The following is a 23,527-nucleotide window of genomic DNA, read 5'->3' as shown; positions in this document are numbered from 1 at the left end:
ATCAGACAATCTGTGTGAGCACTACAAAGGCAGGTTCTTTAAGGTAAGGAGGTGATCCAACCGCAGGTTCCCCTACGGTTACCTTGTTACGACTTCACCCCAGTCATGAATCACAAAGTGGTAAGCGCCCTCCCGAAGGTTAAGCTACCTACTTCTTTTGCAACCCACTCCCATGGTGTGACGGGCGGTGTGTACAAGGCCCGGGAACGTATTCACCGTGGCATTCTGATCCACGATTACTAGCGATTCCGACTTCATGGAGTCGAGTTGCAGACTCCAATCCGGACTACGACATACTTTATGAGGTCCGCTTGCTCTCGCGAGGTCGCTTCTCTTTGTATATGCCATTGTAGCACGTGTGTAGCCCTACTCGTAAGGGCCATGATGACTTGACGTCATCCCCACCTTCCTCCAGTTTATCACTGGCAGTCTCCTTTGAGTTCCCGACCGAATCGCTGGCAACAAAGGATAAGGGTTGCGCTCGTTGCGGGACTTAACCCAACATTTCACAACACGAGCTGACGACAGCCATGCAGCACCTGTCTCAGAGTTCCCGAAGGCACCAAAGCATCTCTGCTAAGTTCTCTGGATGTCAAGAGTAGGTAAGGTTCTTCGCGTTGCATCGAATTAAACCACATGCTCCACCGCTTGTGCGGGCCCCCGTCAATTCATTTGAGTTTTAACCTTGCGGCCGTACTCCCCAGGCGGTCGACTTAACGCGTTAGCTCCGGAAGCCACTCCTCAAGGGAACAACCTCCAAGTCGACATCGTTTACAGCGTGGACTACCAGGGTATCTAATCCTGTTTGCTCCCCACGCTTTCGCACCTGAGCGTCAGTCTTTGTCCAGGGGGCCGCCTTCGCCACCGGTATTCCTCCAGATCTCTACGCATTTCACCGCTACACCTGGAATTCTACCCCCCTCTACAAGACTCCAGCCTGCCAGTTTCGAATGCAGTTCCCAGGTTGAGCCCGGGGATTTCACATCCGACTTGACAGACCGCCTGCGTGCGCTTTACGCCCAGTAATTCCGATTAACGCTTGCACCCTCCGTATTACCGCGGCTGCTGGCACGGAGTTAGCCGGTGCTTCTTCTGCGGGTAACGTCAATCGACAAGGTTATTAACCTTATCGCCTTCCTCCCCGCTGAAAGTACTTTACAACCCGAAGGCCTTCTTCATACACGCGGCATGGCTGCATCAGGCTTGCGCCCATTGTGCAATATTCCCCACTGCTGCCTCCCGTAGGAGTCTGGACCGTGTCTCAGTTCCAGTGTGGCTGGTCATCCTCTCAGACCAGCTAGGGATCGTCGCCTAGGTGAGCCGTTACCCCACCTACTAGCTAATCCCATCTGGGCACATCTGATGGCAAGAGGCCCGAAGGTCCCCCTCTTTGGTCTTGCGACGTTATGCGGTATTAGCTACCGTTTCCAGTAGTTATCCCCCTCCATCAGGCAGTTTCCCAGACATTACTCACCCGTCCGCCACTCGTCACCCGAGAGCAAGCTCTCTGTGCTACCGTTCGACTTGCATGTGTTAGGCCTGCCGCCAGCGTTCAATCTGAGCCATGATCAAACTCTTCAATTTAAGTTTGATGCTCGTGAATTAAACTTCGTAATGAATTACGTGTTCACTCAGAGACTTGGTATTCATTTTTCGTCTTGCGACGTTAAGAATCCATGTCACTTTGAGTGCCCACACAGATTGTCTGATAAATTGTTAAAGAGCAGTGCAACGCGGCTTTCGCTCACCGTTGCGAGGTGGCGTATATTACGCTTTCCTCTTTCAGAGTCAACCCGTTATTTCAGGATTTTTTCTCTTCAACCGACCCGGTTGTTTGTGAAGTGATTCACATCTGCCGTGTCGATGAAGGCGCATTATAGGGAGTTCCCGAGCATCCGCAATAGTAAAATTGCAGAAAAATGACTGACTGCTGCATTCCCCAGCAAAACCCCGCTTTATACCCTGTTACGCACAGAATTATCCACAGGTGGCGGCCGATACCCTCTTATAAAGGCCCGCTCTCTTCTCTCTATAGGGCGCGATCCTGGGCTAAAAAGAGAAAGATAAAAATTCGCGAGCGTTGCGCAAACGTTTTCGTTACAATGCCGCGCTATAACAAGGATGCCCGGTTGGGTGCGTTAGGTGAGTTTTTAGACAAAAATTCACCTAACGCTCTCTGTAATATTCAAATCCTGGGGATTTAATACCATGCAACAACGTCGTCCAGTCCGCCGCGCCCTGCTCAGTGTTTCTGACAAGGCCGGTATCGTCGAATTCGCGCAGGCGCTTTCCGCTCGTGGTGTCGAGCTACTGTCTACGGGTGGTACCGCACGCCTGCTGGCTGAGAAAGGTCTGCCGGTTACCGAAGTCTCTGACTACACCGGTTTCCCGGAAATGATGGACGGACGCGTGAAGACCCTGCATCCGAAAGTTCACGGCGGTATTCTCGGTCGCCGCGGCCAGGATGACGGTATTATGGAACAACACGGTATCGCGCCTATTGATATGGTGGTGGTTAACCTGTATCCGTTTGCTCGAACCGTTGCCCGCGAGGGCTGCTCGCTGGAAGATGCGGTAGAAAACATTGATATCGGCGGCCCAACCATGGTTCGCTCAGCGGCGAAGAACCATAAAGACGTCGCCATCGTGGTGAAGAGCAGCGACTACGATGCCATTATTAAAGAGATGGATGCCAACGAAGGCTCCCTGACCCTCGACACCCGCTTCGACCTCGCCATTAAGGCATTCGAACACACCGCCGCCTACGACAGCATGATTGCCAACTACTTCGGCAGCATGGTTCCGGCCTATCACGGCGAGAGCAAAGAAGCCGCGGGTCGCTTCCCGCGCACCCTGAATCTGAACTTCGTTAAGAAGCAGGATATGCGCTATGGTGAAAACAGCCACCAGCAGGCGGCCTTCTATATAGAAGAAGAAGTCAAAGAAGCCTCTGTCGCCACTGCACAGCAGGTTCAGGGTAAAGCGCTCTCCTATAACAACATCGCTGACACCGATGCCGCGCTGGAATGCGTCAAAGAATTCAGCGAGCCGGCCTGCGTTATTGTGAAGCACGCCAACCCATGTGGCGTAGCGGTAAGCACCTCTATTCTGGACGCCTACGACCGCGCGTACAAAACTGACCCGACCTCTGCCTTCGGCGGCATTATCGCGTTTAACCGCGAACTGGATGCCGAAACCGCGCAGGCGATCATCTCCCGCCAGTTTGTTGAAGTGATCATCGCACCGTCTGCGACGGAAGAAGCCCTGAAGATCACTGCCGCGAAACAGAATGTCCGCGTCCTGACCTGCGGTCAGTGGACGCAGCGCGTACCGGGTCTGGACTTCAAACGCGTTAACGGCGGCCTGCTGGTTCAGGATCGCGATCTGGGTATGGTTACGGAAGGCGAACTGCGCGTGGTTTCCAAACGCCAGCCGACCGAGCAGGAGCTGCGCGATGCGCTGTTCTGCTGGAAAGTGGCGAAATTCGTTAAATCCAACGCCATTGTGTACGCCAAAGAGAATATGACCATCGGGATAGGCGCAGGCCAGATGAGCCGCGTTTACTCCGCCAAAATCGCCGGGATTAAAGCCGGTGATGAAGGTCTGGAAGTGAAAGGTTCGGCGATGGCCTCTGACGCCTTCTTCCCGTTCCGCGACGGTATTGATGCCGCTGCTGCCGTTGGCGTGAGCTGCGTCATTCAGCCCGGTGGCTCTATTCGCGACGAAGAGGTGATTGCCACCGCCGATGAGCACGGCATCGCGATGATCTTCACCGACATGCGCCACTTCCGCCATTAATTCACGGAGCAGACGATGAAAGTATTAGTTATTGGCAACGGCGGACGCGAACACGCGCTGGCCTGGAAAGCCGCACAGTCACCGCAGGTTGATACCGTTTTTGTCGCCCCGGGTAACGCGGGCACCGCCCTGGAACCGGCGCTGCAGAACGTGGCTATCGGCGTCACCGATATTCCGGCGCTGCTGAGCTTTGCGCAGAGCGAGAAGATTGACCTGACCATCGTTGGCCCGGAAGCGCCGCTGGTAATTGGCGTTGTCGATGCGTTCCGTGCCGCAGGGCTGAAAATCTTCGGCCCAACGGAAGGCGCGGCGCAGCTTGAAGGCTCCAAAGCCTTCACCAAAGATTTCCTCGCGCGTCATAACATCCCGACGGCGGAATACCAGAACTTCACCGAAGTCGAGCCCGCGCTGGCGTACCTGCGTGAGAAAGGCGCGCCGATCGTCATCAAGGCCGACGGCCTGGCCGCCGGCAAGGGCGTGATTGTCGCCATGACGCTGGAAGAAGCGGAAGCCGCCGTTCACGACATGCTGGCAGGTAACGCCTTTGGCGACGCCGGACACCGCATCGTCATTGAAGAGTTCCTCGACGGCGAAGAGGCGAGCTTTATCGTGATGGTCGACGGCGAGCACGTCCTGCCGATGGCCACCAGCCAGGATCATAAACGCGTGGGCAATGGCGATACCGGCCCAAACACGGGCGGTATGGGCGCTTACTCACCGGCGCCGGTGGTAACCGATGAGGTTCACCAGCGCACCATGGAACGCATTATCTGGCCAACCGTAAAAGGTATGGCAGCGGAAGGGAACACCTACACCGGTTTCCTCTATGCGGGCCTGATGATCGATAAACAGGGAAACCCGAAGGTTATCGAGTTCAACTGCCGCTTTGGCGATCCGGAAACCCAGCCGATCATGCTGCGCATGAAATCGGATCTGGTAGATCTGTGCCTCGCCGCCTGCGACGGCAAGCTGAATGAGAAAACCTCCGAGTGGGACGAACGCGCCTCGCTGGGCGTCGTGATCGCCGCCGGTGGCTATCCGGGCAACTACAGCACCGGTGATGAGATCCACGGCCTGCCGCTGGAAGAAGCGGCTGACGGCAAGGTCTTCCACGCCGGTACCAGACTCGCTGATGACGATCGCGTGCTGACCAGCGGCGGCCGGGTGCTCTGCGCTACCGCGCTGGGTCACAGCGTCGCTGAAGCGCAAAAGCGCGCTTACGCCCTGATGAGCGATATCCGCTGGGACGGCAGCTTTAGCCGTAACGACATCGGCTGGCGCGCTATTGAACGTGAGCAAAACAGCTAACGGCTGAGCTTTGCCAGCAGCGTTTTGCGCGTAATGCCCAGCTGACGGGCGGCTTCAGTTTTGTTGCCGCCCGTTTTTTCGAGCGCCACCAGGATCGCTTCTTTCTCGACTTCCACCAGCGGCTGAATAATATCCTCACCGTGCGGCGCGTCCGAAACCGACGTACCGGCAATCGCCAGCGGCAGCTCGCGTTCCGAGATATACTCTCCGGTCAGCAGGACCACCGCCCGCTCTACCGCATTTTCCAGTTCGCGAATATTCCCCGGCCATGCGTAGTGAATCAGTAAGTCCATCGCCTGCGGCGTAAACCCCTGCACCGCTTTGCGGTTACGCTCGGCATAACGCTGCAGGAAATAGCGCGCCAGCTGAGGGATATCTTCCTTGCGCTGACGCAGCGGCGGCATATCGATAGTCACGACGTTCAGGCGATAGTAGAGATCCTGACGAAAACGTCCGGCGCTGACCTCTTCAGCTAAATCCCGGTGGGTGGCGGCAATTAGCCGCACATCGACCGAAAGGGTCTGATTGCTGCCCACGCGCTGCACTTCACGCTCCTGAATCGCCCGCAGCAGGCGCACCTGCATCAGCGGTGAAATATCGCCAATCTCATCGAGAAAGAGCGTACCGCCGTCCGCTTCAACAAAACGCCCTTCTCGCCGTTTGTCCGCGCCGGTAAAGGCGCCTTTCTCGTGACCAAACAGCTCCGACTCCAGCAACGACTCGTTGAGTGCGGCACAGTTGAGGATCACCAGCGGCCTGCGGCTGCGGGCGCTGCTGGCGTGCAGCGCCCGCGCGACCAGCTCTTTCCCGGTGCCCGACTCGCCGTGAATTAATACCGTCGCATCGGAGGGGGCAACCAGGGCAATATTATTCAGCAGCGCCCGCATCGCCGGGCTATCGCCCACCATGCCAAACTGGGCCGCGGGGGGGCTACCCGCGACGGGTGACTCGCTCAGCCGCGTATGGGCCAACGCCTCAGACAGCGTCTGCTGCAGCTTGTCAAAGTCCAGCGGCTTGATAAGGTAGTCCAGCGCACCGGATTTCAGCGCCTCTACTGCGGTATCGACGCTGGAGTATGCGGTCATGATCAATACCGGAATCGACGGATTCCAGGTTTTGATCTCTTTCAGCGTTTCGATGCCGTCCATCTCGGCCATGCGGATATCGCAAAGCACCAGATCAAACACCGTCTGGCGCACCTGTTCCAGCGCCTGTATACCGTTGTATGCCAGCGCAACCCGGTATCCCCAGCCCCGCAACAGCGCCTGTAAGATAGTGCAGTGGCTGATATCATCGTCCACCACCAGAATATCGATCTGCTCGCCACTCATCCTTGTTCATCCTTTTGTTGCCCGTTGACCGGCAAATAGAGAGTAAATAGCGCGCCTTCGCCGGGGGCGCTCTCGGCGTGAATCGTTCCACCGTGCTGCTCGACAATGTTCTGCACCACCGCCAGGCCCAGCCCGGTGCCGTCGGCCTTGGTCGTGAAGTACGGAGTAAAAATGGCCTGTAGCTGTTCCGCCGTCATCCCCTTGCCGCTGTCCGCAACGCTCACCTTTACTCGCCCGTCGCCGCATTCCCTCACCGCCACCGTAATCACGCCATCGCGGCCAATAGCGTGGACGGCATTGAGATAAAGGTTCAGCAGCACCTGTTTCAAACGATCCGGATCGGCCTGAATGCGGCATAGCGCGGGCTGCGCGGTGAACGCGAGCGTTATTGCCCGGCTGGCGGCATCCTGGCTAATTAGCTGAAGCGAGTGCGTAATCACGTCATTCAAATCAACCGATTGATACGTTAAATGCGCCGGACGCACCAGTTCCAGCAGCTCGCTGACGACCCTGTTCAGGCGATCGGCTTCCTTCGCCATCACCTGGGCCAGCTGATGCGCTTCGCCATCGGCTGGGGTTCGCTCGGCAAAATACTTTGCCAGCCCTTTTATAGATGACAGCGGGTTGCGGATCTCATGGGCGACGCCCGCGGCCAGATGACCAAGCGCCACCAGCTTTTCTTTACGCGCCGTCGCCTCCTGCAGCTGCTTGCGCGAACGTTGATAGCGGCGGAACCAGAACTGCGCCAGCAACGTTGCCGCCATCACTACGCCCGCCGCGCAGAGCATGATAACCATATTACGCAGGCTACGGGCATGGTCGGCATCCAGCTCGCGGGTATCAAAAGCAATAAAAATAACCTGGGGAGCCTGGGTACGTAGCCCGGCAGCTTCGCGACGCATCATCATGCGCATATGATGCCCGCCGCCGTTAAGCGGGCGAAATTGACGATAAATCTCCAGCGCCGGTTCCGGTTTTTCGAGCCGGCGCCAGCGCTCCTCGCTCCCAATATTCAGCTCACGCAGAGTGCTGGCAGGATAGAGCGACTCACCAACCTGCTGCGGGTCGCTATGGGCAATGATTTTACCGCTCTCATCCGTCACAGCGAACCACAGCACGCCTGGCTGCCAGGCCATCTCTTCCAGCAACGCCTGCAGTTGGGAATGATGCATACGCATTCCCATGCCCACCCGGGCGCCGGACTCAAGGGCGCGAATCAGCACGCTGCCCTTTTCCTGGATAGTCTGGCGCGCGGCTTCATTTTCACGGCCATAATCACGCACGATTAACGCAGAGAACAGGCACACCAGCAGCAAGATAAGGCCGGTTAACAACCAGCTCAGCCAGACGGCGACGGAATCCTTAGACAACCGCATCGCGTTCATGACAACTCCCTTTCCTCAGACACCGTATCGCTCAGCAGAAATCATGCCATTTTTCCGTCCCGTCTAACCGCTTCTCAGGCGCAAACCGGGAAGGCGATCGAGTAAAAATGACCCGCAGCCTCCTTGACCGCGAGTCATTTTTACTCGCTCTCGTCCGGCAGGAAAGCGCTCAATGCCCGATATCCTGCGACCTTTCCATTCTGGCACAGAAGATGCAAATCATTGAGAAACCATAAGCCAGGAGAATAAACTATGAAACGGAACAAAAAAATGACGCTGACGCTGATTGCCCTCGCCGCGCTGACTTTCGGCAGCAGTTCAGCCTGGGCAAGGCACCACTGGAATAATGGCAGCGGAATGGGCCCCCAGGGCTACAGCCAGCTCACCGCCGATCAGCAGGCCACTGCCCAGAAGCTGCATAACGATTTCTATGAACAAACCCGCGTTTTGCGTCAGCAGCTTCAATCAAAACGCTACGAATACCATGCGCTGTTAACCGCGGATAAGCCTGAAAGCGCGAAAGTCGAATCCATTGCCCAGGAGATGGAGGTTCTCGGTCAACAGCTGGCCCAGCAGCGGGTGAAGTTCGATCTCGCGTTAGCGCAGGCGGGTGTTTCTCGCGGTGTGGGTATGGGACCAGGGAGCTGCGACGGAGGCCGCGGTCATATGGGGATGAGCCACTGGTAAGGCTCAGAAGCTTTTTTCGGTCGGCTGCCAGGTGCAGAAATCTTCGTTTGCCACCAGCAGCAGCTGAGAGCCTTCAGGCGCTTCCAGCCACGCCACGCTGACCTCAATGGATGAGTGATTCTGGCGTCGCTCAATATGCGCCAGCGCCTGCGTATCGAGGTCAGGCTTCACGGTCTGACCTTCACAGGTGGTCACCGTCCTGTTGGCATGCCAGCGCCCCTGGCGCAGCATAACGCGTCCCTGACGCAGAGCGTCGCTGGTCTGGCGTATTTGCTCAGCGCGATAGCGGTATAGCGCGACCTGATCGCTGGAAAGCTGCTGCTTCTGCCCATCGATTTCACGCTGCATAAAGCTGAGTTCGCCCTGCGCATCAAACCGGGCGCGAATATGTTCCGGCGGTTTACCGTAGACGTTGAGTTCAATCAGCGCGAGCTGGCCATCCTGCCAGCGGTACTCGCTGGTCGAAGTATTACCATGACGCCATGGACTGAAGGCGGCAAGGAGATGGACCTCGCCGTTAGAATCTTTGCGCCAGATACGCATCGCCCCCTGGTTATCCGCATATCCGCTGGCGGTAAACGGCGGGAGAGAGGAATCATGGCTGCAGGCAGTGAGCAGCAATACGCCTACCAGCGCCAGCGTGCGGCGCCAGGTAGACAAAAGGGGCCGACAAGCCCCTTCGATAAAACTGTACACTGCCACGCGGTCTTACTTAACTGCGTCTTTCAGAGCTTTACCAGAAACAAATGCCGGTACGTTTGCTGCGGCGATTTTGATTTCATTACCGGTCTGCGGGTTGCGGCCAGTACGCTCAGCGCGGTGGTTCACTTTGAAGGTACCGAAACCAACCAGTTGAACAGCATCACCTTCTTTCAGAGACTCGGTAATTGCAGCCAGGGTAGATTCCAGGGCAGCTTTCGCCTGTGCTTTGGACAGGTCAGCTTTGTCCGCAATTACATCAATCAGTTGAGTCTTGTTCATAAGTTATCCTTACAATGTGTTTATCGCTTGCTAAGCATCGAGTGCGACGGAAATGCCTGAAAAGCACTCTCCTGCATACACGCACCGATAGCCACGTTTTTTCGCCCCCCAAATGTAGACCAGACGGGGGGCGGAATGGAAGCCTTCAGACGCTACAATTCAGGCGGTAAATCACGTTTTCTGGTCTCATTGCTGAAAATTTATACCAATATTGCTCTCACCGGCCTCGCGAAGGTCTGCACGCAGCCCTTTGATCAGTTCAATATCGCGTTCTTCGCAGTCGGCCAGAAGACGGAAAATTTCCCACTGAATATCCCATTCCTGTTCGACAGCCGGGTTTTCTTTGAGCTCTTCGTCGGTCATTTCGCGACCAGCCTGGGTCATTTCCAGCATCGCAACGGTGGTGATCGAGCTCTTGCTGACTTCAATAGCATGTTCGAGCGTTTCGCCGCTCAGCCGCGAATGAATCAGCTCACTCAAGGCCACGCAGGCATCAATGGCCGGATAGACGCCGTACAGGTCGTAATCATCAGCGGCCGGAATCGCCTCTTCCAGCTTTTCCAGCTGGCTGTCGAAATTCACCTTCGCATCTTTTACCGTCAGCGTTTCCCAGATCAGATCGAGAATACGGCGATAAAGCTGGCCATCGGCGAACTCAGTTTGCTGACAGAACATGGCGTAGTTGGGGTACATCCGCTCGCACAGGCAGGCCATAAAGGTCACGTGCTGCCAGCTTTCCAGCTTCTCCAGACGCAGATGAATCGGGTTTTGTAACATGATGAAATCTCGAAGTCAGAAATTAGCCGCAGTGTACCTGAATCAATCGTGATTTGCTTGCCAACGCACAAACGCCGGACGCCGGGACGCCACGGCATCAGCCCAGCGCGTCGGCTCGGGCAGGCGGTAGCCTTTCAGACAGCGCTCCACCCACATCAGCGCGCTATCCAGGCCCACGCGGTGCCCGGTACTCACAAACAGGGGATTACAGCGCGTTTTACTGCGCAAAACCCACGCCAGCTGCTCGCCTTTATCTAACAACGGCGCCAGCGCGCCGGGCTCATCGCCCAGCGGCTCGAACTTACCGCACAGCCGTTTTTTCGCCACGCCGATAGTCGGCACATCCACCAGCAGACCAAAATGGCTGGCGACGCCGAGGCGGCGCGGGTGGGAAATACCGTGGCCATCAACAAATAAGAGATTTGGCTTCTGCGAAAGCTGCTCCCAGGCCGCCAGCAGCGCGGGGGTTTCGCGAAAGGAGAGGAAGCCGGGGATATAGGGCATCGTGGTCGCGACGCGCGCGACCTGATACTCCACCAGCTCCAGGGACGGATAGCTCAGCAGCACCATCGCCGCCCGGGTCACCTCTCCCTCTTGCTCAAATCCAACATCCGCTCCGCCGATCAGCGTCAGCGGATCCTGGTCCAGCCGATCGCCTCGTTCAACCGATGCCGCCAGGCTGAGCTGCTGGGTGCGTAGCGATGACAAATCCATATTCACTCCTTAACGGTGGTATGGCGCCGACAACCGGTGCACTGCCTCCACAAATACGCCCGCATGTTCCGGGTCGACGTCCTGATGAATGCCGTGCCCGAGGTTAAAGACATGGCCTTCGCCCTGGCCAAACCCGGCAAGAATGGTCGCCACCTCTTCTTCGATGCGCGCCGGAGGGGCATACAGCATCGAGGGATCCATATTGCCCTGCAGGGCGACTTTATGGCCGACGCGACGCCGCGCATCGGCGATATCGGTCGTCCAGTCGAGTCCCAGCGCATCGCAGCCGGTTTCCGCCATCGCTTCCAGCCACTGCCCGCCGCCTTTGGTAAACAGCGTCACCGGCACGCGGCGGCCATCGTTCTCACGCAGCAGCCCATCAACGATTTTATGCATGTAATAGAGCGAGAACTGCTGATAATCCCGGCCGGTCAGCACCCCGCCCCAGGTATCAAAAATCATCACCGACTGCGCGCCCGCTTTGATTTGCGCATTCAGATACAGCGTGACGCTTTTCGCCAGCTTATCGAGCAGCGCATGCAGGGCCTGCGGCTCGGCGTACATCATCTTTTTGATCACCGTAAACGCTTTGCTGCTGCCGCCTTCCACCATGTAGGTCGCCAGCGTCCACGGGCTGCCGGAAAAGCCAATCAGCGGCACTTCTCCCTTCAGCTCACGGCGGATGGTGCGCACGGCGTTCATCACGTAGCCAAGCTCATCTTCCGGGTCGGGTACGGGTAATTTATCGACATCCGCTTTGCCGGTAATGGGTGAGGTAAAACGCGGGCCCTCCCCGGCTTCGAAATAGAGCCCCAGCCCCATCGCATCCGGGATGGTGAGAATGTCCGAGAAGAGGATAGCCGCATCCAGCTTATAGCGGCGCAGCGGCTGCAGCGTCACTTCACAGGCAAGCTCGGCGTTTTTACACAGCGACATAAAATCGCCCGCCTCGGCGCGGGTGGCCTTATATTCCGGTAAATAGCGGCCCGCCTGTCGCATCATCCATACCGGGGTGACATCAACCGGCTGGCGTAGCAGCGCGCGCAGGTAGCGATCGTTCTTCAGTTCGGTCATTTTTACATTCCTTTAGCGTTGATGCGCCAAGTTTATACACAAAATCATTCAAAGTGGATCGAGGCGGCAATTGAATGAACCCCAGGAGCTTACTCAAGTAAGTGACTGGGGTAAGTGAAAGCAGCCAACAAAGAGGCAATTTGAAGGATAAAGTGTATGTAACATGTCACTCATACTCTGCCCGACACATCGCCACGGTATCTTCAATCAGACGGCGCGCCACGGTGCCCGGCGGCGGCAAAAGCGGCAGATTGTCATAGCGATACCATCCCGCCTCCAGCAGCTCTTTCTTGTCGATGACAATCTCGCCGCTATCGTACTCGGCCATAAACGCGGTCATCAGCGATTGCGGGAACGGCCAGGGCTGAGAGGTCACGTAGCGCAGGTTTTTCACCTTAATGCCGCTCTCCTCCATCACCTCGCGGGCAACGGTCTGCTCCAGGGTTTCGCCGACTTCGACAAACCCGGCCAGCACCGTATGCACGCCGTTGCGATGGCGAGTATGCTGCGCCAGCAGGATAGAATCATCCCGACGGATGGCGACGATAATGCACGGGGCGATTTGCGGGTAGTAGCGTTCGCGGCAGTGGCTGCACAGCATTGCCCACTCGGTTTTGCTGGGGTGCATAGGATGACCGCAGTAGCCGCAGAATTTATGCGATCGGTAGAACTCCGCCAGCTGGATCCCGCGCCCCGCCAGTTGAAAAAGGCCAGCATCCTGATCGAGCACCTGACGCAGCGATCCCATCTCATGCCGGCGATCCTGGCGGACCAGCCACACCGGATCGCCCTGCCATTCTCCGATTCGCAGCGCGGGCTGCCCCGCAAGATTAAAATTTACCGCTTCGCCGTAGGGCAATTCTCCGTCGGGCAACCATAATTTCTGTTCGTGGCTGACGATCCACCAGCCGCGATCTAATTTTTCAATAATACGATCCATATCTATTGCACTACCTTTATTTTACTGGCACTTTTAACATTAAATTTACATTTTGGTGAGCAACGTATTTCTCTTAAAACCTTGCGGAGTCAACCATGTTAAACCAGCTGGAAAACCTGACGGAACGTGTTGGAGGCAGCAATAAACTGGTCGATCGCTGGCTACAAGTACGTAAGCATTTGCTTGTGGCTTACTACAACCTGGTTGGCCTGAAGCCCGGCAAAGAATCATTTATGCGGCTTAATGAGAAAGCGCTGGATGATTTTTGTCAAAGCCTGGTGGACTACCTCTCCTCCGGCCATTTTAATATTTATGAACGCTTTATCGGCGAATTGGAAGGCGATACGCCACTTTTAGCCGCCACTAAGATTTATCCACAGCTGCAGGCCAATACCCAGCAGATCATGGATTATTACGACTCCTGCCTCGAAAACGCCATCGATCACGATAACTACCTTGAGTTCCAGCAGGCGCTGTCGGACATCGGCGAAGCGCTGGAAGCGCGCTTTGCGCTGGAAGATAACCTGATCGCCCTCGCCGTCGCCCACAGCCGCAAAGACAACGTCAGCGACAATATCGCGCCGACCGCTTGAGTTGTGAGCCATTAACGCGTAGTTTACATACATTCCCCCTCACGGAGAGGGGATGTCATCTTGTCGGAGTGCCCATTTTCCACACTGGAAAAGGCTGAGACCGTTAATTCGGGATCCGCGGAACCTGATCAGGCTAATACCTGCGAAGGGAACAAGAGTAAACTGCGTTTAGCATCAGCCGCTTCAGGGCCGATCGCATCTGTTACTCCATCCGTCGTCTGGCAAGCCATATCCTGTTTAACTGGAATGAGCTATGTCTACAACCAAACTCACGCGTCGAGAGCAACGCGAACGCGCCCAGCGCTTTATCGACACCCTGGAAGGTACCGCATTTCCCAATTCGCAGCGCATCTATATCCCCGGTTCGCAGGAAGATATTCGCGTACCGATGCGCGAAATTCAGCTGAGCCCGACGCTTATCGGCGGCAGCAAAGATAATCCTCAGTACGAAGCGAACGAAGCTATTCCGGTCTATGACACCTCCGGCCCCTATGGCGATCCGCACGTCGCGATTAACGTTCAGCAGGGTCTGGCAAAACTGCGTCAGCCGTGGATTGATGCGCGCCGCGACTGCGAAGCACTCAGCGATCGCAGCTCGGCCTATACCAGAGAGCGGCTGGCGGATGATGGCCTCAACGAACTGCGCTTTACCGGCCTGCTCACGCCCAGGCGCGCCATCGTCGGGAAATGCGTGACGCAGTTGCACTACGCCCGTCAGGGGATTGTCACCCCGGAAATGGAGTTCATCGCCATTCGCGAGAATATGGGCCGCGAGCGTATTCGTGGCGAAGTGCTGCGCCAGCAGCATCCGGGCGTTGGGTTTGGCGCGCGGCTGCCGGAGAATATCACCCCGGAGTTTGTGCGGGCTGAAGTCGCCGCCGGGCGCGCGATTATCCCGGCCAATATTAATCATCCGGAATCCGAACCGATGATTATTGGCCGCAACTTCCTCGTGAAGGTTAACGCCAATATCGGCAACTCGGCGGTCACCTCGTCGATTGAAGAAGAGGTCGAGAAGCTGGTGTGGGCGACGCGCTGGGGAGCGGATACGGTCATGGACCTCTCCACCGGCCGCTATATTCACGAGACCCGCGAGTGGATCCTGCGCAATAGTCCGGTACCGATCGGTACGGTGCCGATCTACCAGGCTCTGGAGAAGGTCAACGGGATCGCCGAAGATCTCACCTGGGAAGCCTTCCGCGATACGCTGCTCGAGCAGGCGGAACAGGGGGTGGACTACTTCACCATCCATGCGGGCGTGCTGCTGCGCTACGTGCCGATGACCGCCAGGCGCCTGACCGGCATCGTCTCCCGCGGCGGCTCAATCATGGCGAAATGGTGCCTGTCCCATCACAAAGAGAATTTCCTCTACCAGCATTTCCGCGAAATCTGCGAAATCTGCGCCGCCTATGACGTCTCGCTGTCATTGGGCGACGGCCTGCGTCCCGGCTCGATTCAGGATGCCAACGACGAAGCGCAGTTCGCCGAACTGCACACCCTGGGCGAACTGACCAAAATCGCCTGGGAGTATGACGTACAGGTGATGATCGAAGGCCCGGGCCACGTGCCGATGCAGATGATTCAGCGCAATATGACCGAAGAGCTGGAGCACTGCCACGAAGCGCCGTTCTACACCTTAGGGCCGCTAACCACCGATATCGCGCCGGGCTATGACCATTTCACCTCGGGAATTGGCGCCGCCATGATCGGCTGGTTCGGCTGCGCGATGCTCTGCTACGTGACGCCAAAAGAGCACCTCGGCCTGCCGAATAAAGAAGACGTTAAGCAGGGCCTGATTACCTACAAAATTGCCGCCCACGCCGCCGATCTCGCCAAAGGCCATCCCGGCGCGCAGATCCGCGATAACGCCATGTCGAAAGCGCGCTTCGAGTTCCGCTGGGAAGATCAGTTTAATCTGGCGCTCGACCCGTTCACCGCGCGCGCTTACCACGACGAAACCCTGCCGCAGGAGTCAGGCAAAGTGGCCCACTTCTGCTCCATGTGCGGCCCTAAATTCTGCTCAATGAAGATAAGCCAGGAAGTTCGCGACTACGCCGCCGCGCAGACCATCGAAGTGGGGATGGCCGATATGTCGGATAACTTCCGCGCCCGCGGCAGTGAAATCTATCTACGTAAGGAGGAAGCCTGATGTATCAACCCGATTTTCCATCCGTCCCTTTCCGTTTAGGGCTCTATCCGGTCGTCGATAGCGTCACGTGGATCGAACGCCTGCTGGCCGCGGGCGTTCGCACTCTCCAGCTGCGCATCAAGGATAAACGCGATAGTGAGGTTGAAGAGCATGTCGTTGCCGCTATCGCTCTGGGACGCAAATACCATGCGCGGCTGTTTATTAACGATTACTGGCGCCTGGCCATCAAACATCAGGCTTACGGCGTGCATTTAGGCCAGGAGGATCTGGAAACGACCGACCTCAGCGGCATCCGCAACGCCGGGCTGCGCCTTGGCGTTTCGACGCATGACGATATGGAAATTGATATCGCGCTGGCGGCGCGTCCCTCTTACATCGCGCTTGGGCACGTTTTTCCAACGCAAACCAAGCAGATGCCTTCCGCCCCTCAGGGGCTGGATCAGCTGGCGCAGCATATTCAGCGACTCGGGGATTATCCAACCGTGGCGATTGGCGGCATCAGCCTTGAGCGCGCCCCGGCGGTACTGGCGACCGGCGTCGGCAGCGTTGCGGTGGTCAGCGCCATTACTCAGGCGGCCGACTGGCGACAGGCAACGGCCCGGCTGCTCGAGATAGCGGGAGCCGGTGATGAATGACAGCGATTTTATGCGCTATAGCCGCCAGCTGCTGCTGGAGGATATCGCCATTGAAGGCCAGCAAAAGCTGCTGGCCAGCCGGGTGTTGATCGTGGGCCTCGGCGGGCTGGGCTCTCCCGCCGCGCTCTATCTTGCCGGCGCTGGCGTCGGCACGCTGGTGCTGGTCGATGACGACGACGTGCACGTCAGTAACCTGCAGCGACAAATTTTGTTCACCAGCGAGGATATCGCTCAGCCTAAAACCACGGCCGCCAGGGCCCGGCTGGCTCAGTTAAATCCGCAGATTGAACTGATTGCGCTGAAGCAGCGGTTAGGCGGAAAGGCCCTGCGGGATGAAGTGGCGAAGGCCGATGTGGTACTGGATTGCACCGATAACATGGCGACTCGTCAGGCGATCAACGCCGCCTGCGTCGCGCTTAAAACGCCGCTGATTACCGCCAGCGCCGTCGGGCTTGGGGGGCAGCTGATGGTACTGACGCCGCCGTGGGAGCAGGGCTGCTATCGCTGTCTGTGGCCGGACGCTAACGAGCCTGAGCGCAACTGCCGTACGGCGGGCATTATCGGTCCGGTGGTTGGCATGATGGGTACCCTACAGGCGCTGGAGGCCATCAAGCTGCTCGCCGGCATGATGGCCCCGCGTAACGCGCTGCGCCTGTTCGATGCCCGAACCAGCAGCTGGCGCACTCTCGCGCTCCAGCGGGCTCAGGGCTGTCCGGTATGCGGAGGGCAGCATGCGGATATGGTTTAACGATGAACCGTTGCAGTGCGCCGAAGCGACCTCCGTCGCCGATCTGCTCACGCAGCTGGAACAGCAGCAGCCGGGCGTCGCGCTGGCGCTCAATCAACGCATCCTGCCGCGTGAACAGTGGCAAGATCATCTCTTACAGGAAGGCGATCAAATCCTGCTTTTTCAGGTTATCGCTGGAGGCTGACATGTTACGTATTGCGGATAAAACCTTTGAGTCACATCTTTTCACCGGCACCGGTAAATTCGCCGCCCCCGACGTCATGGTGGAGGCCATTCGCGCCTCCGGCAGCCAGCTGGTGACGCTGGCGATGAAGCGCGTCGATCTCCGTCAGCATAATGACGCGATCCTCGCGCCGCTGCGGGCGGCCGGCGTTAGCCTGCTGCCCAACACCTCCGGCGCTAAAACGGCGGAAGAGGCGGTATTTGCCGCCCGCCTGGCGCGGGAGGCGCTGGGCACCCACTGGCTGAAGCTGGAAATTCACCCGGACGCCCGCTGGCTGCTCCCCGACCCGATCGAAACGCTGAAAGCGGCGGAGATTCTGGTACGGGAAGGCTTCGTGGTGCTGCCCTACTGCGGCGCCGACCCGGTGCTGTGCAAGCGCCTCGAAGAAGCGGGCTGCGCGGCGGTGATGCCGCTGGGCGCGCCCATCGGCTCCAATCAGGGACTGGAAACTAAAGCGATGCTGGAGATTATTATCGCGCAGGCCACGGTGCCGGTAGTCGTTGACGCGGGTATTGGCGTGCCGAGTCACGCGGCGCAGGCGCTGGAAATGGGCGCTGACGCGGTACTGGTGAATACCGCCATCGCCGTTGCCGACGATCCGGTAACCATGGCGCGGGCCTTCCGTTTAGCAATCGATGCCGGCTTGCTGGCCCGACAGGCAGGCCCGGGCGCGCGCAGCGCGCAGGCGCAGGCCACCAGCCCGCTGACCGGCTTTCTGGAGGCGCGGATATGAACACCTTCACTGACCATTGGCGGCAGCTGGACTGGGACGATATTCGCCTGCGAATCAACGGGAAAACTCCCGCCGACGTTGAACGCGCCCTGGCAGCCAAACAGCTCAGCCGCGACGATATGATGGCCCTGCTCTCCCCCGCCGCCGCGGACTATCTGGAGCCTCTGGCCCAGCGCGCTCAGCGCCTGACTCGCCAGCGTTTTGGTAATACCGTCAGCTTTTATGTCCCGCTGTATCTCTCTAATCTCTGCGCCAACGACTGTACCTACTGCGGTTTCTCAATGAGTAACCGCATCAAGCGCAAGACTCTGGATGAGGCGGAAATAGCCCGTGAATGCGCGGCGATCCGCGAAATGGGCTTTGAGCATCTGCTGCTGGTGACCGGCGAACATCAGGGCAAGGTCGGCATGGACTACTTTCGCCAGCATCTGCCCGCGATTCGCCGCCAGTTCGCCTCGCTGCATATGGAGGTCCAGCCGCTGGCGATGGAAGAGTACGCCGAGCTGAAAACCCTCGGTCTGGACGGGGTGATGGTCTATCAGGAGACCTATCATGAAAGCATGTATGCGAAACACCATCTGAAAGGGAAAAAGCAGGATTTCTTCTGGCGGCTGGATACGCCGGACAGGCTTGGGCTGGCGGGGATTGATAAAATTGGCCTTGGCGCACTTATTGGCCTTTCCGACAGCTGGCGGGTGGACTGCTTTATGGTGGCGGAGCATCTGCTGTGGCTCCAGCAGCATTACTGGCGCAGCCGCTACTCCATCTCCTTCCCACGTCTGCGGCCTTGCGCGGGAGGTATCGAGCCCGCCTCATTAATGGATGAACGGCAGCTGGTGCAAACCATTTGCGCCTTCCGCCTGCTGGCTCCGGAAGTGGAACTCTCGCTCTCCACCCGCGAATCCCCCTGGTTCCGCGATCGGGTGATCCCGCTGGCCATCAACAACGTCAGCGCCTTTTCGAAAACCCAGCCCGGCGGGTATGCCGATAACCATCCGGAGCTGGAGCAGTTCGCGCCTCACGATGACCGCCGCCCGGAAGAGGTCGCCAGCGCCCTGGTGGCCAGCGGTCTACAGCCGGTATGGAAGGATTGGGACAGCTGGCTGGGACGCGCCTCCCAATCGTCATGATAACGAATGTAATTTCTTAAACGTTCTTCATGCACGATCGTAATAAGAGAAACGGGAGATTGTGGCCCTGTTCCCGTTTCTCTATTCTGCCCCTGTCAGCAGCGGACGCTGGCCAGGGCGAATATTCACTCTTCCTCCTTTTCGCCCTGCTCCCGCCTCTTTGCGGCAACGGTAATTCCATCAATATCGAATATTAATCAGTCCATATCACAACGTCAGCGTTATAATTACCGGAGTTTTATCTGATTCGCTCAGCAGGCATGCTGGCTAAACCTGCGTCTCCACCCACGGTTTAACGCTTCTGGAACGATTTACGACTCATGGCTCGTCATAATAGAAAGCTCTCTTTCACCACGCCGATTATCATCGGATTTGCAGGTATTTTATTCAGCTTCTTGCTGATAGCGGTGTTTGCCACGACGACGCAGAGGAATGATTTTCTCGAAGATTATCATCATATTAATCGCAATTTTACCCACAATATGGCGACCAACTACACGGAGACGCTGCTGCAGGGCAACGACTTTATCCTCACCCGTGCCGCCACTTTCTTTGCCCGCAACGATGCGCTGAATGAGGCGGTTAACGTCAATCCGGAAAAAGGGTTGATGCAGCTTATGCAGTTGCAAAATATGATGCAGACCGTTTCGTCCATCTCGCTGGCGGATACCAATGGGCACTATCTGCGCTCGCCCGAGGTTCTGGAAACCGAAGACAGCCAGTCCTTCGATGCCAAAACAAGGCCGTGGTTTATTAAGCAAGCGGAAGCCAGTACCTTCAGTCGGTATACCAGCCCGTACAACGACTACTTCACGCATCACCCGACGATTACCGTCTACAAACCCATAATTTCTCCAGAGGGACGGCTAAAGGGCAGTCTCGCGTTTCATCTCGATCTCACCTCAATGGGCTACGCGTTACGGCAGATGGTTGCACCCGTCCAGGGGGAGTTTTTTGTGGTGCAACGCGATGGTAAAGTCGTTCTCCATCCCGATCCCGGCGCTTTGTTTAAACCCTACGTCAGTGAAGCCTTGATGGACAGAATGACCAGCGGCGAAGGCCAGCTGTACAACACCAATACGGACACCTGGTACTATTACTACTCCTTTACCAACCCCGACTGGTTTGTTATTTATCGGGTCGATAACTCGACGCTGGTCAACTTAACGCGCCATGAAACGGATATCGTCGCCTGGAGCTTTGCCCTGGCCGCGATCGTTATTGTGCTGTTTGGACTGTATCTGCGCCATGCTTCACGTACGGTGTTGATGAACATCATCAATGCGATTAAAACCGGGGATGTTCAGCGCGCCCCGCGGCTGGAAGCGATGCTCAGCAAAGCCATCGAGAGCAATAAGCAGCGCGAGTTAACCTACGTTCGCCAGGCGACCATCGACGCGCTAACCGGCTGCAAGAACCGCCGCGCCTTTGACAGCGATATCGCCGCACTGATGAACGATCATCAGCCCTTTTCTCTTGCGCTGGTTGATATTGATAACTTCAAAACGATAAACGACACCTGGGGTCACCTCAACGGCGATATCGTGCTGCGCAATGTCGCCCGGGAAGGGCTGCAAATCCTCCAGCCCCTGCAAATTTCGCTTTACCGCTACGGCGGCGAAGAGTTTGCGGCGATCTTTACCACCGGACATAGCGATGACGCCCTGATGCTGCTGGAGAGCTGGCGGGCCCGCGTTGCGCAGCGCTCCTGGCGTGAAGAAGGGCTAACGGTCACCTTCAGCGCGGGACTGGGGGAATGGAATATGGAGCCCCTGGAGCAGCTTGTCGTACGCGTTGATGAAGCGCTGTATAAAGCCAAGCAGCAGGGCAAGAATCGCATCGTCCGCGCTTAACAGAGCCCACCGTTTCAGGCCTGTCGGACGCGGCTTTTAGCGTTTTCTCCCCCAGAACCGAAACCGGTTTCATTATTTTGTGATGACTTACACACAATCACCGTAAAGCGGTTGTCCCGCCCGCCTGCCCGCGATAAAGATGGTACATCAAGGAACATAAGGGCCAACAATTATGAAGAATATCGTTTTATGCTGTGCCGCAGGAATGTCCACCAGCATGCTGGTTCAACGTATGCAGGCCGCTGCGCAACAAAAAGGCGTGGAAGTCTCCATCAAAGCCGTACCGGTTGCCGAGTTTAAAGATAATCTTGCCGCTGCCGATATTATCCTGCTCGGCCCTCAGGTGAAGTACGAGCAGGCCAAGCTACAGGCAATGGCCGACCCGTTTGGTAAAAAAGTCGCCGTCATCGATATGATGGATTACGGCATGATGAAAGGCGATGCCGTGCTTGATAAAGCCCTGAAGCTGATGGAGTAAGAGATGGAAGATTTAGAAACGATCATCATGGAGCTGCTGGTTAACGCCGGTTCTGCGCGCAGCTCGGCGTTAACCGCTCTGCAGCTGGCGCGTAAAGGCGATTTTGCTGCGGCCGAACAGGCAATGGTGGAATCCCATGAATTCGTCAAGCATGCGCATAAAATCCAGACCCAGCTGATTGGCATGGATGAAGGCAGCGGCAAGCTTCCGGTTAACCTGATTACCGTACACTCTCAGGACCACCTGATGAACGCGATGGTCATTCAGGATCTGGCTACCGACATGATTGAGCTCTATCGCCGAATTCCGCTCGCACAATAACGTCAACGACTTAACAGGCGCCGCTACCGGCGCCCGTATCCTCTTAAAGAAATCCGTACATCGCCGCAAATACCCAGCCAAAGACGCAAGAGACGCTGACGCCAATGAGCCCTGGCAGAATAAAGCTATGGTTAATCACAAAGCGGCCGATATGCGTGGTACCTGAGCGGTCGAACTGAATCGCCGCCAGATCGCTTGGGTAGGTCGGCAGAATGTAATAGCCGTAGCAGGCGGGTGCGGAAGCGACGATGTAGGCCGGATCGACGCCAATCGCCAACGCCACCGGGACGATCGCCGCCAGCGCAGCCGCCTGGGAGTTAACAAACTTCGATACCAGCAGCAGAACGATAGCGTAGGCCCACGGGTACTCCTTCACCATCTCCCCGAGCACGCCTTTAATCTCGGTCATGTGCGCGCCGAACATCGTTTCCGCCATCCACGCGATGCCGTACACGGCAACGATAGCGATCATCCCGGAACGGAACACCTCATTTTTGGAGATCGAAGCCGGATTCGTTTTCGTAATGATGATGATGAGCGCCCCGGAGAGCAGCATAAACATCTGGATCACCAGCACCATCGACAGCGGCTTACCGTCGAATGCCGGACGCAGTTCGGAGAAGGCGCCGAGCAGGGCGACAACCGCGATTGAGGCCAGAAAAATCCACATCGCAATCCAGTTGCTGGTCGGAAGCTTTCTATCCAGCAGCGTGGCCGTGTCCCCGTACACGTAGTGACGGTTTTCCGGTACCGCAATAAAGGCCTGGAAAGTTTCGTCTTTATCGAGGTCTTTGCCGCGAAACCAGCTGAAGATACCAATGGCCAGAATCCCCAGCAGCGTGGACGGAATGGTTATCGCCAGCAGGTCGAGAAATTCAAGGTGCTTGCCGTTAAAGGTAAAGTTGCCAAGCATTGCCACCAGCGAGACGACCGCCACGGAAACCGGGCTGGCGATAATCCCCATCTGCGCGCCGATCGAGCTGGCGGCCATGGGTCGCTCCGGACGGATGTTATTTTTGATGGCGACATCATAAATAATCGGCAGAATGGTATATACCACGTGCCCCGTGCCGCAAAGAATCGTCAGCGTACAGGTGACGAATGGCGCGACGATCGAGACATATTTCGGGTTTCGCCGCAGGAGTTTCTCGGCAATCTGCAGCATCACGTCTAAACCACCGGAAGCCTGCAGCGTCGCCGATGCCGCCACGACGGCGATAATAACCAGCATGACATCGACGGGCGGTTTTCCAGGCTTCAGGTGAAAAACAAAGACCAGGATAACTAGCCCAATGCCGCCTAAAAGACCGAGCGCAATGCCGCCCTTTCTCGCACCATAGAACAAACAAATTAAGATAATGATAAGTTGTATAGCAAATTCCATACATCCCCCAGAAGCTATCCATTAAATAACGACAATACTCTCCGCTTTGTTTTTATTAGTTCACCTCCTCCATCGCCTTTTAACAGGCGTAACAATCCCCTCGGCTGCGGTAAACCGAAAAGAACCGGGAAAGTAATCACATGATTATTTTAGTTTTTTGACTATATAGCGTTTGCGGTGCTTATTTTTTGACACGCGTAGAATTTTCACCCTTTCATTGAGGATGAAAAACAATCATGGAAATAAATCATTATAGGAGTGGTTTATATTTGCTAATTAATTGCA

At 56.8% G+C, this 23,527-nt stretch carries 22 protein-coding genes, 1 rRNA gene and 1 riboswitch; of the genes, 13 read left to right on the top strand and 10 right to left on the bottom strand.

What is annotated here, in order from left to right:
• Positions 1-44 precede the first annotated feature (44 nt).
• Positions 45-1,584, bottom strand: a 16S ribosomal RNA gene (locus F8562_RS02815).
• 624 nt (positions 1,585-2,208) lie between these two features.
• On the opposite strand from F8562_RS02815, the gene purH reads away from it, so the two are divergent.
• Positions 2,209-3,798, top strand: coding sequence for a bifunctional phosphoribosylaminoimidazolecarboxamide formyltransferase/IMP cyclohydrolase (purH, locus tag F8562_RS02810; protein ID WP_014837111.1), 1,590 nt, complete (start codon positions 2,209-2,211; stop codon positions 3,796-3,798).
• A 15-nt stretch (positions 3,799-3,813) separates the two neighbouring features.
• Positions 3,814-5,106, top strand: a complete 1,293-nt coding sequence (gene purD / locus F8562_RS02805; protein WP_014837110.1) for a phosphoribosylamine--glycine ligase — start codon at positions 3,814-3,816, stop codon at positions 5,104-5,106.
• Here purD and zraR read toward each other — a convergent pair.
• Positions 5,103-6,437, bottom strand: coding sequence for a sigma-54-dependent response regulator transcription factor ZraR (zraR, locus tag F8562_RS02800; protein WP_014837109.1), 1,335 nt, complete (start codon positions 6,435-6,437; stop codon positions 5,103-5,105). The two genes, purD and zraR, sit on opposite strands and share 4 nt — an antisense overlap.
• Positions 6,434-7,822, bottom strand: coding sequence for a two-component system sensor histidine kinase ZraS (zraS, locus tag F8562_RS02795; RefSeq protein ID WP_014837108.1), 1,389 nt, complete (start codon positions 7,820-7,822; stop codon positions 6,434-6,436). Before zraS ends, zraR begins: the two co-directional genes overlap by 4 nt.
• A gap of 252 nt (positions 7,823-8,074) precedes the next feature.
• Between zraS and zraP the strand changes: the two genes are divergently transcribed.
• Positions 8,075-8,509, top strand: a complete 435-nt coding sequence (gene zraP, locus F8562_RS02790; protein WP_094909563.1) for a zinc resistance sensor/chaperone ZraP — start codon at positions 8,075-8,077, stop codon at positions 8,507-8,509.
• Between the two features lie 3 nt (positions 8,510-8,512).
• On the opposite strand, the gene F8562_RS02785 is transcribed toward zraP, so the two are convergent.
• The 6 genes from F8562_RS02785 to nudC all read right to left on the bottom strand — a co-directional run bounded on the left by F8562_RS02785 (position 8,513) and on the right by nudC (position 12,995).
• Complete coding sequence (locus F8562_RS02785; RefSeq protein WP_004097677.1) at positions 8,513-9,205, bottom strand: DUF1481 domain-containing protein; 693 nt, start codon at positions 9,203-9,205, stop codon at positions 8,513-8,515.
• 12 nt (positions 9,206-9,217) lie between these two features.
• A complete protein-coding gene (gene hupA / locus F8562_RS02780; RefSeq protein ID WP_004097675.1) occupies positions 9,218-9,490 on the bottom strand; it encodes a nucleoid-associated protein HU-alpha in 273 nt (90 codons plus the stop codon).
• 186 nt (positions 9,491-9,676) lie between these two features.
• Entirely contained in the window at positions 9,677-10,267 is a 591-nt protein-coding gene (locus F8562_RS02775) for a YjaG family protein (RefSeq protein WP_004097673.1), read from the bottom strand.
• 42 nt (positions 10,268-10,309) lie between these two features.
• Positions 10,310-10,981: a deoxyribonuclease V gene (nfi, locus tag F8562_RS02770; protein ID WP_014227502.1), complete on the bottom strand. Its 672-nt coding sequence runs from the start codon at positions 10,979-10,981 to the stop codon at positions 10,310-10,312.
• 9 nt (positions 10,982-10,990) lie between these two features.
• Positions 10,991-12,055: a uroporphyrinogen decarboxylase gene (hemE, locus tag F8562_RS02765; protein ID WP_014227501.1), complete on the bottom strand. Its 1,065-nt coding sequence runs from the start codon at positions 12,053-12,055 to the stop codon at positions 10,991-10,993.
• Between the two features lie 166 nt (positions 12,056-12,221).
• Entirely contained in the window at positions 12,222-12,995 is a 774-nt protein-coding gene (gene nudC / locus F8562_RS02760; protein ID WP_004097667.1) for an NAD(+) diphosphatase, read from the bottom strand.
• Between the two features lie 95 nt (positions 12,996-13,090).
• Here nudC and F8562_RS02755 point away from each other — a divergent pair, with 95 nt between their 5' ends.
• The 10 genes from F8562_RS02755 (at position 13,091) to F8562_RS02710 (ending at position 21,858) form a co-directional block, all read left to right on the top strand.
• Entirely contained in the window at positions 13,091-13,588 is a 498-nt protein-coding gene (locus F8562_RS02755; RefSeq protein ID WP_014837106.1) for an Rsd/AlgQ family anti-sigma factor, read from the top strand.
• Between the two features lie 54 nt (positions 13,589-13,642).
• Positions 13,643-13,756: riboswitch (TPP riboswitch) on the top strand.
• A gap of 85 nt (positions 13,757-13,841) precedes the next feature.
• A complete protein-coding gene (gene thiC / locus F8562_RS02750; RefSeq protein WP_014837105.1) occupies positions 13,842-15,737 on the top strand; it encodes a phosphomethylpyrimidine synthase ThiC in 1,896 nt (631 codons plus the stop codon).
• Positions 15,737-16,372, top strand: a complete 636-nt coding sequence (gene thiE / locus F8562_RS02745; RefSeq protein ID WP_014837104.1) for a thiamine phosphate synthase — start codon at positions 15,737-15,739, stop codon at positions 16,370-16,372. Before thiC ends, thiE begins: the two co-directional genes overlap by 1 nt.
• Positions 16,365-17,120, top strand: a complete 756-nt coding sequence (locus F8562_RS02740; protein ID WP_014837103.1) for a HesA/MoeB/ThiF family protein — start codon at positions 16,365-16,367, stop codon at positions 17,118-17,120. The genes thiE and F8562_RS02740 overlap by 8 nt, the downstream gene beginning before the upstream one ends.
• Entirely contained in the window at positions 17,104-17,304 is a 201-nt protein-coding gene (gene thiS, locus F8562_RS02735; protein WP_014837102.1) for a sulfur carrier protein ThiS, read from the top strand. The genes F8562_RS02740 and thiS overlap by 17 nt, the downstream gene beginning before the upstream one ends.
• Position 17,305: 1 nt before the next feature.
• Positions 17,306-18,076 (top strand): thiazole synthase, encoded by a 771-nt coding sequence (gene thiG, locus F8562_RS02730; protein ID WP_014837101.1) that lies wholly within the window; start codon positions 17,306-17,308, stop codon positions 18,074-18,076.
• Positions 18,073-19,206 carry a 2-iminoacetate synthase ThiH gene (thiH, locus tag F8562_RS02725; protein WP_014837100.1) on the top strand — a complete coding sequence of 378 codons (1,134 nt, stop codon included), beginning with the start codon at positions 18,073-18,075 and terminating at the stop codon, positions 19,204-19,206. Before thiG ends, thiH begins: the two co-directional genes overlap by 4 nt.
• A 320-nt stretch (positions 19,207-19,526) precedes the next feature.
• Positions 19,527-21,059, top strand: a complete 1,533-nt coding sequence (locus F8562_RS02720; RefSeq protein WP_094909564.1) for a sensor domain-containing diguanylate cyclase — start codon at positions 19,527-19,529, stop codon at positions 21,057-21,059.
• Between the two features lie 172 nt (positions 21,060-21,231).
• The gene (locus F8562_RS02715) at positions 21,232-21,537 is read left to right on the top strand and encodes a PTS sugar transporter subunit IIB (RefSeq protein WP_004097653.1); all 306 of its coding nucleotides are present in this window, start codon (positions 21,232-21,234) and stop codon (positions 21,535-21,537) included.
• 3 nt (positions 21,538-21,540) lie between these two features.
• On the top strand, positions 21,541-21,858 hold the full coding sequence (locus tag F8562_RS02710) for a PTS lactose/cellobiose transporter subunit IIA (protein WP_014837098.1): 318 nt from the start codon (positions 21,541-21,543) through the stop codon (positions 21,856-21,858).
• Between the two features lie 43 nt (positions 21,859-21,901).
• Here F8562_RS02710 and dcuB read toward each other — a convergent pair whose 3' ends face one another.
• Positions 21,902-23,242 carry an anaerobic C4-dicarboxylate transporter DcuB gene (gene dcuB, locus F8562_RS02705; protein WP_004097650.1) on the bottom strand — a complete coding sequence of 447 codons (1,341 nt, stop codon included), beginning with the start codon at positions 23,240-23,242 and terminating at the stop codon, positions 21,902-21,904.
• Positions 23,243-23,527: the final 285 nt, after the last annotated feature.

The sequence above is a fragment of the Klebsiella sp. RCJ4 genome (genome assembly GCF_009025755.1).
Lineage (GTDB): Bacteria > Pseudomonadota > Gammaproteobacteria > Enterobacterales > Enterobacteriaceae > Klebsiella > Klebsiella michiganensis.
The sequence above is the reverse complement of the archived record's forward strand: the minus strand, read 5'-3'. Positions and strand labels throughout refer to the sequence as shown.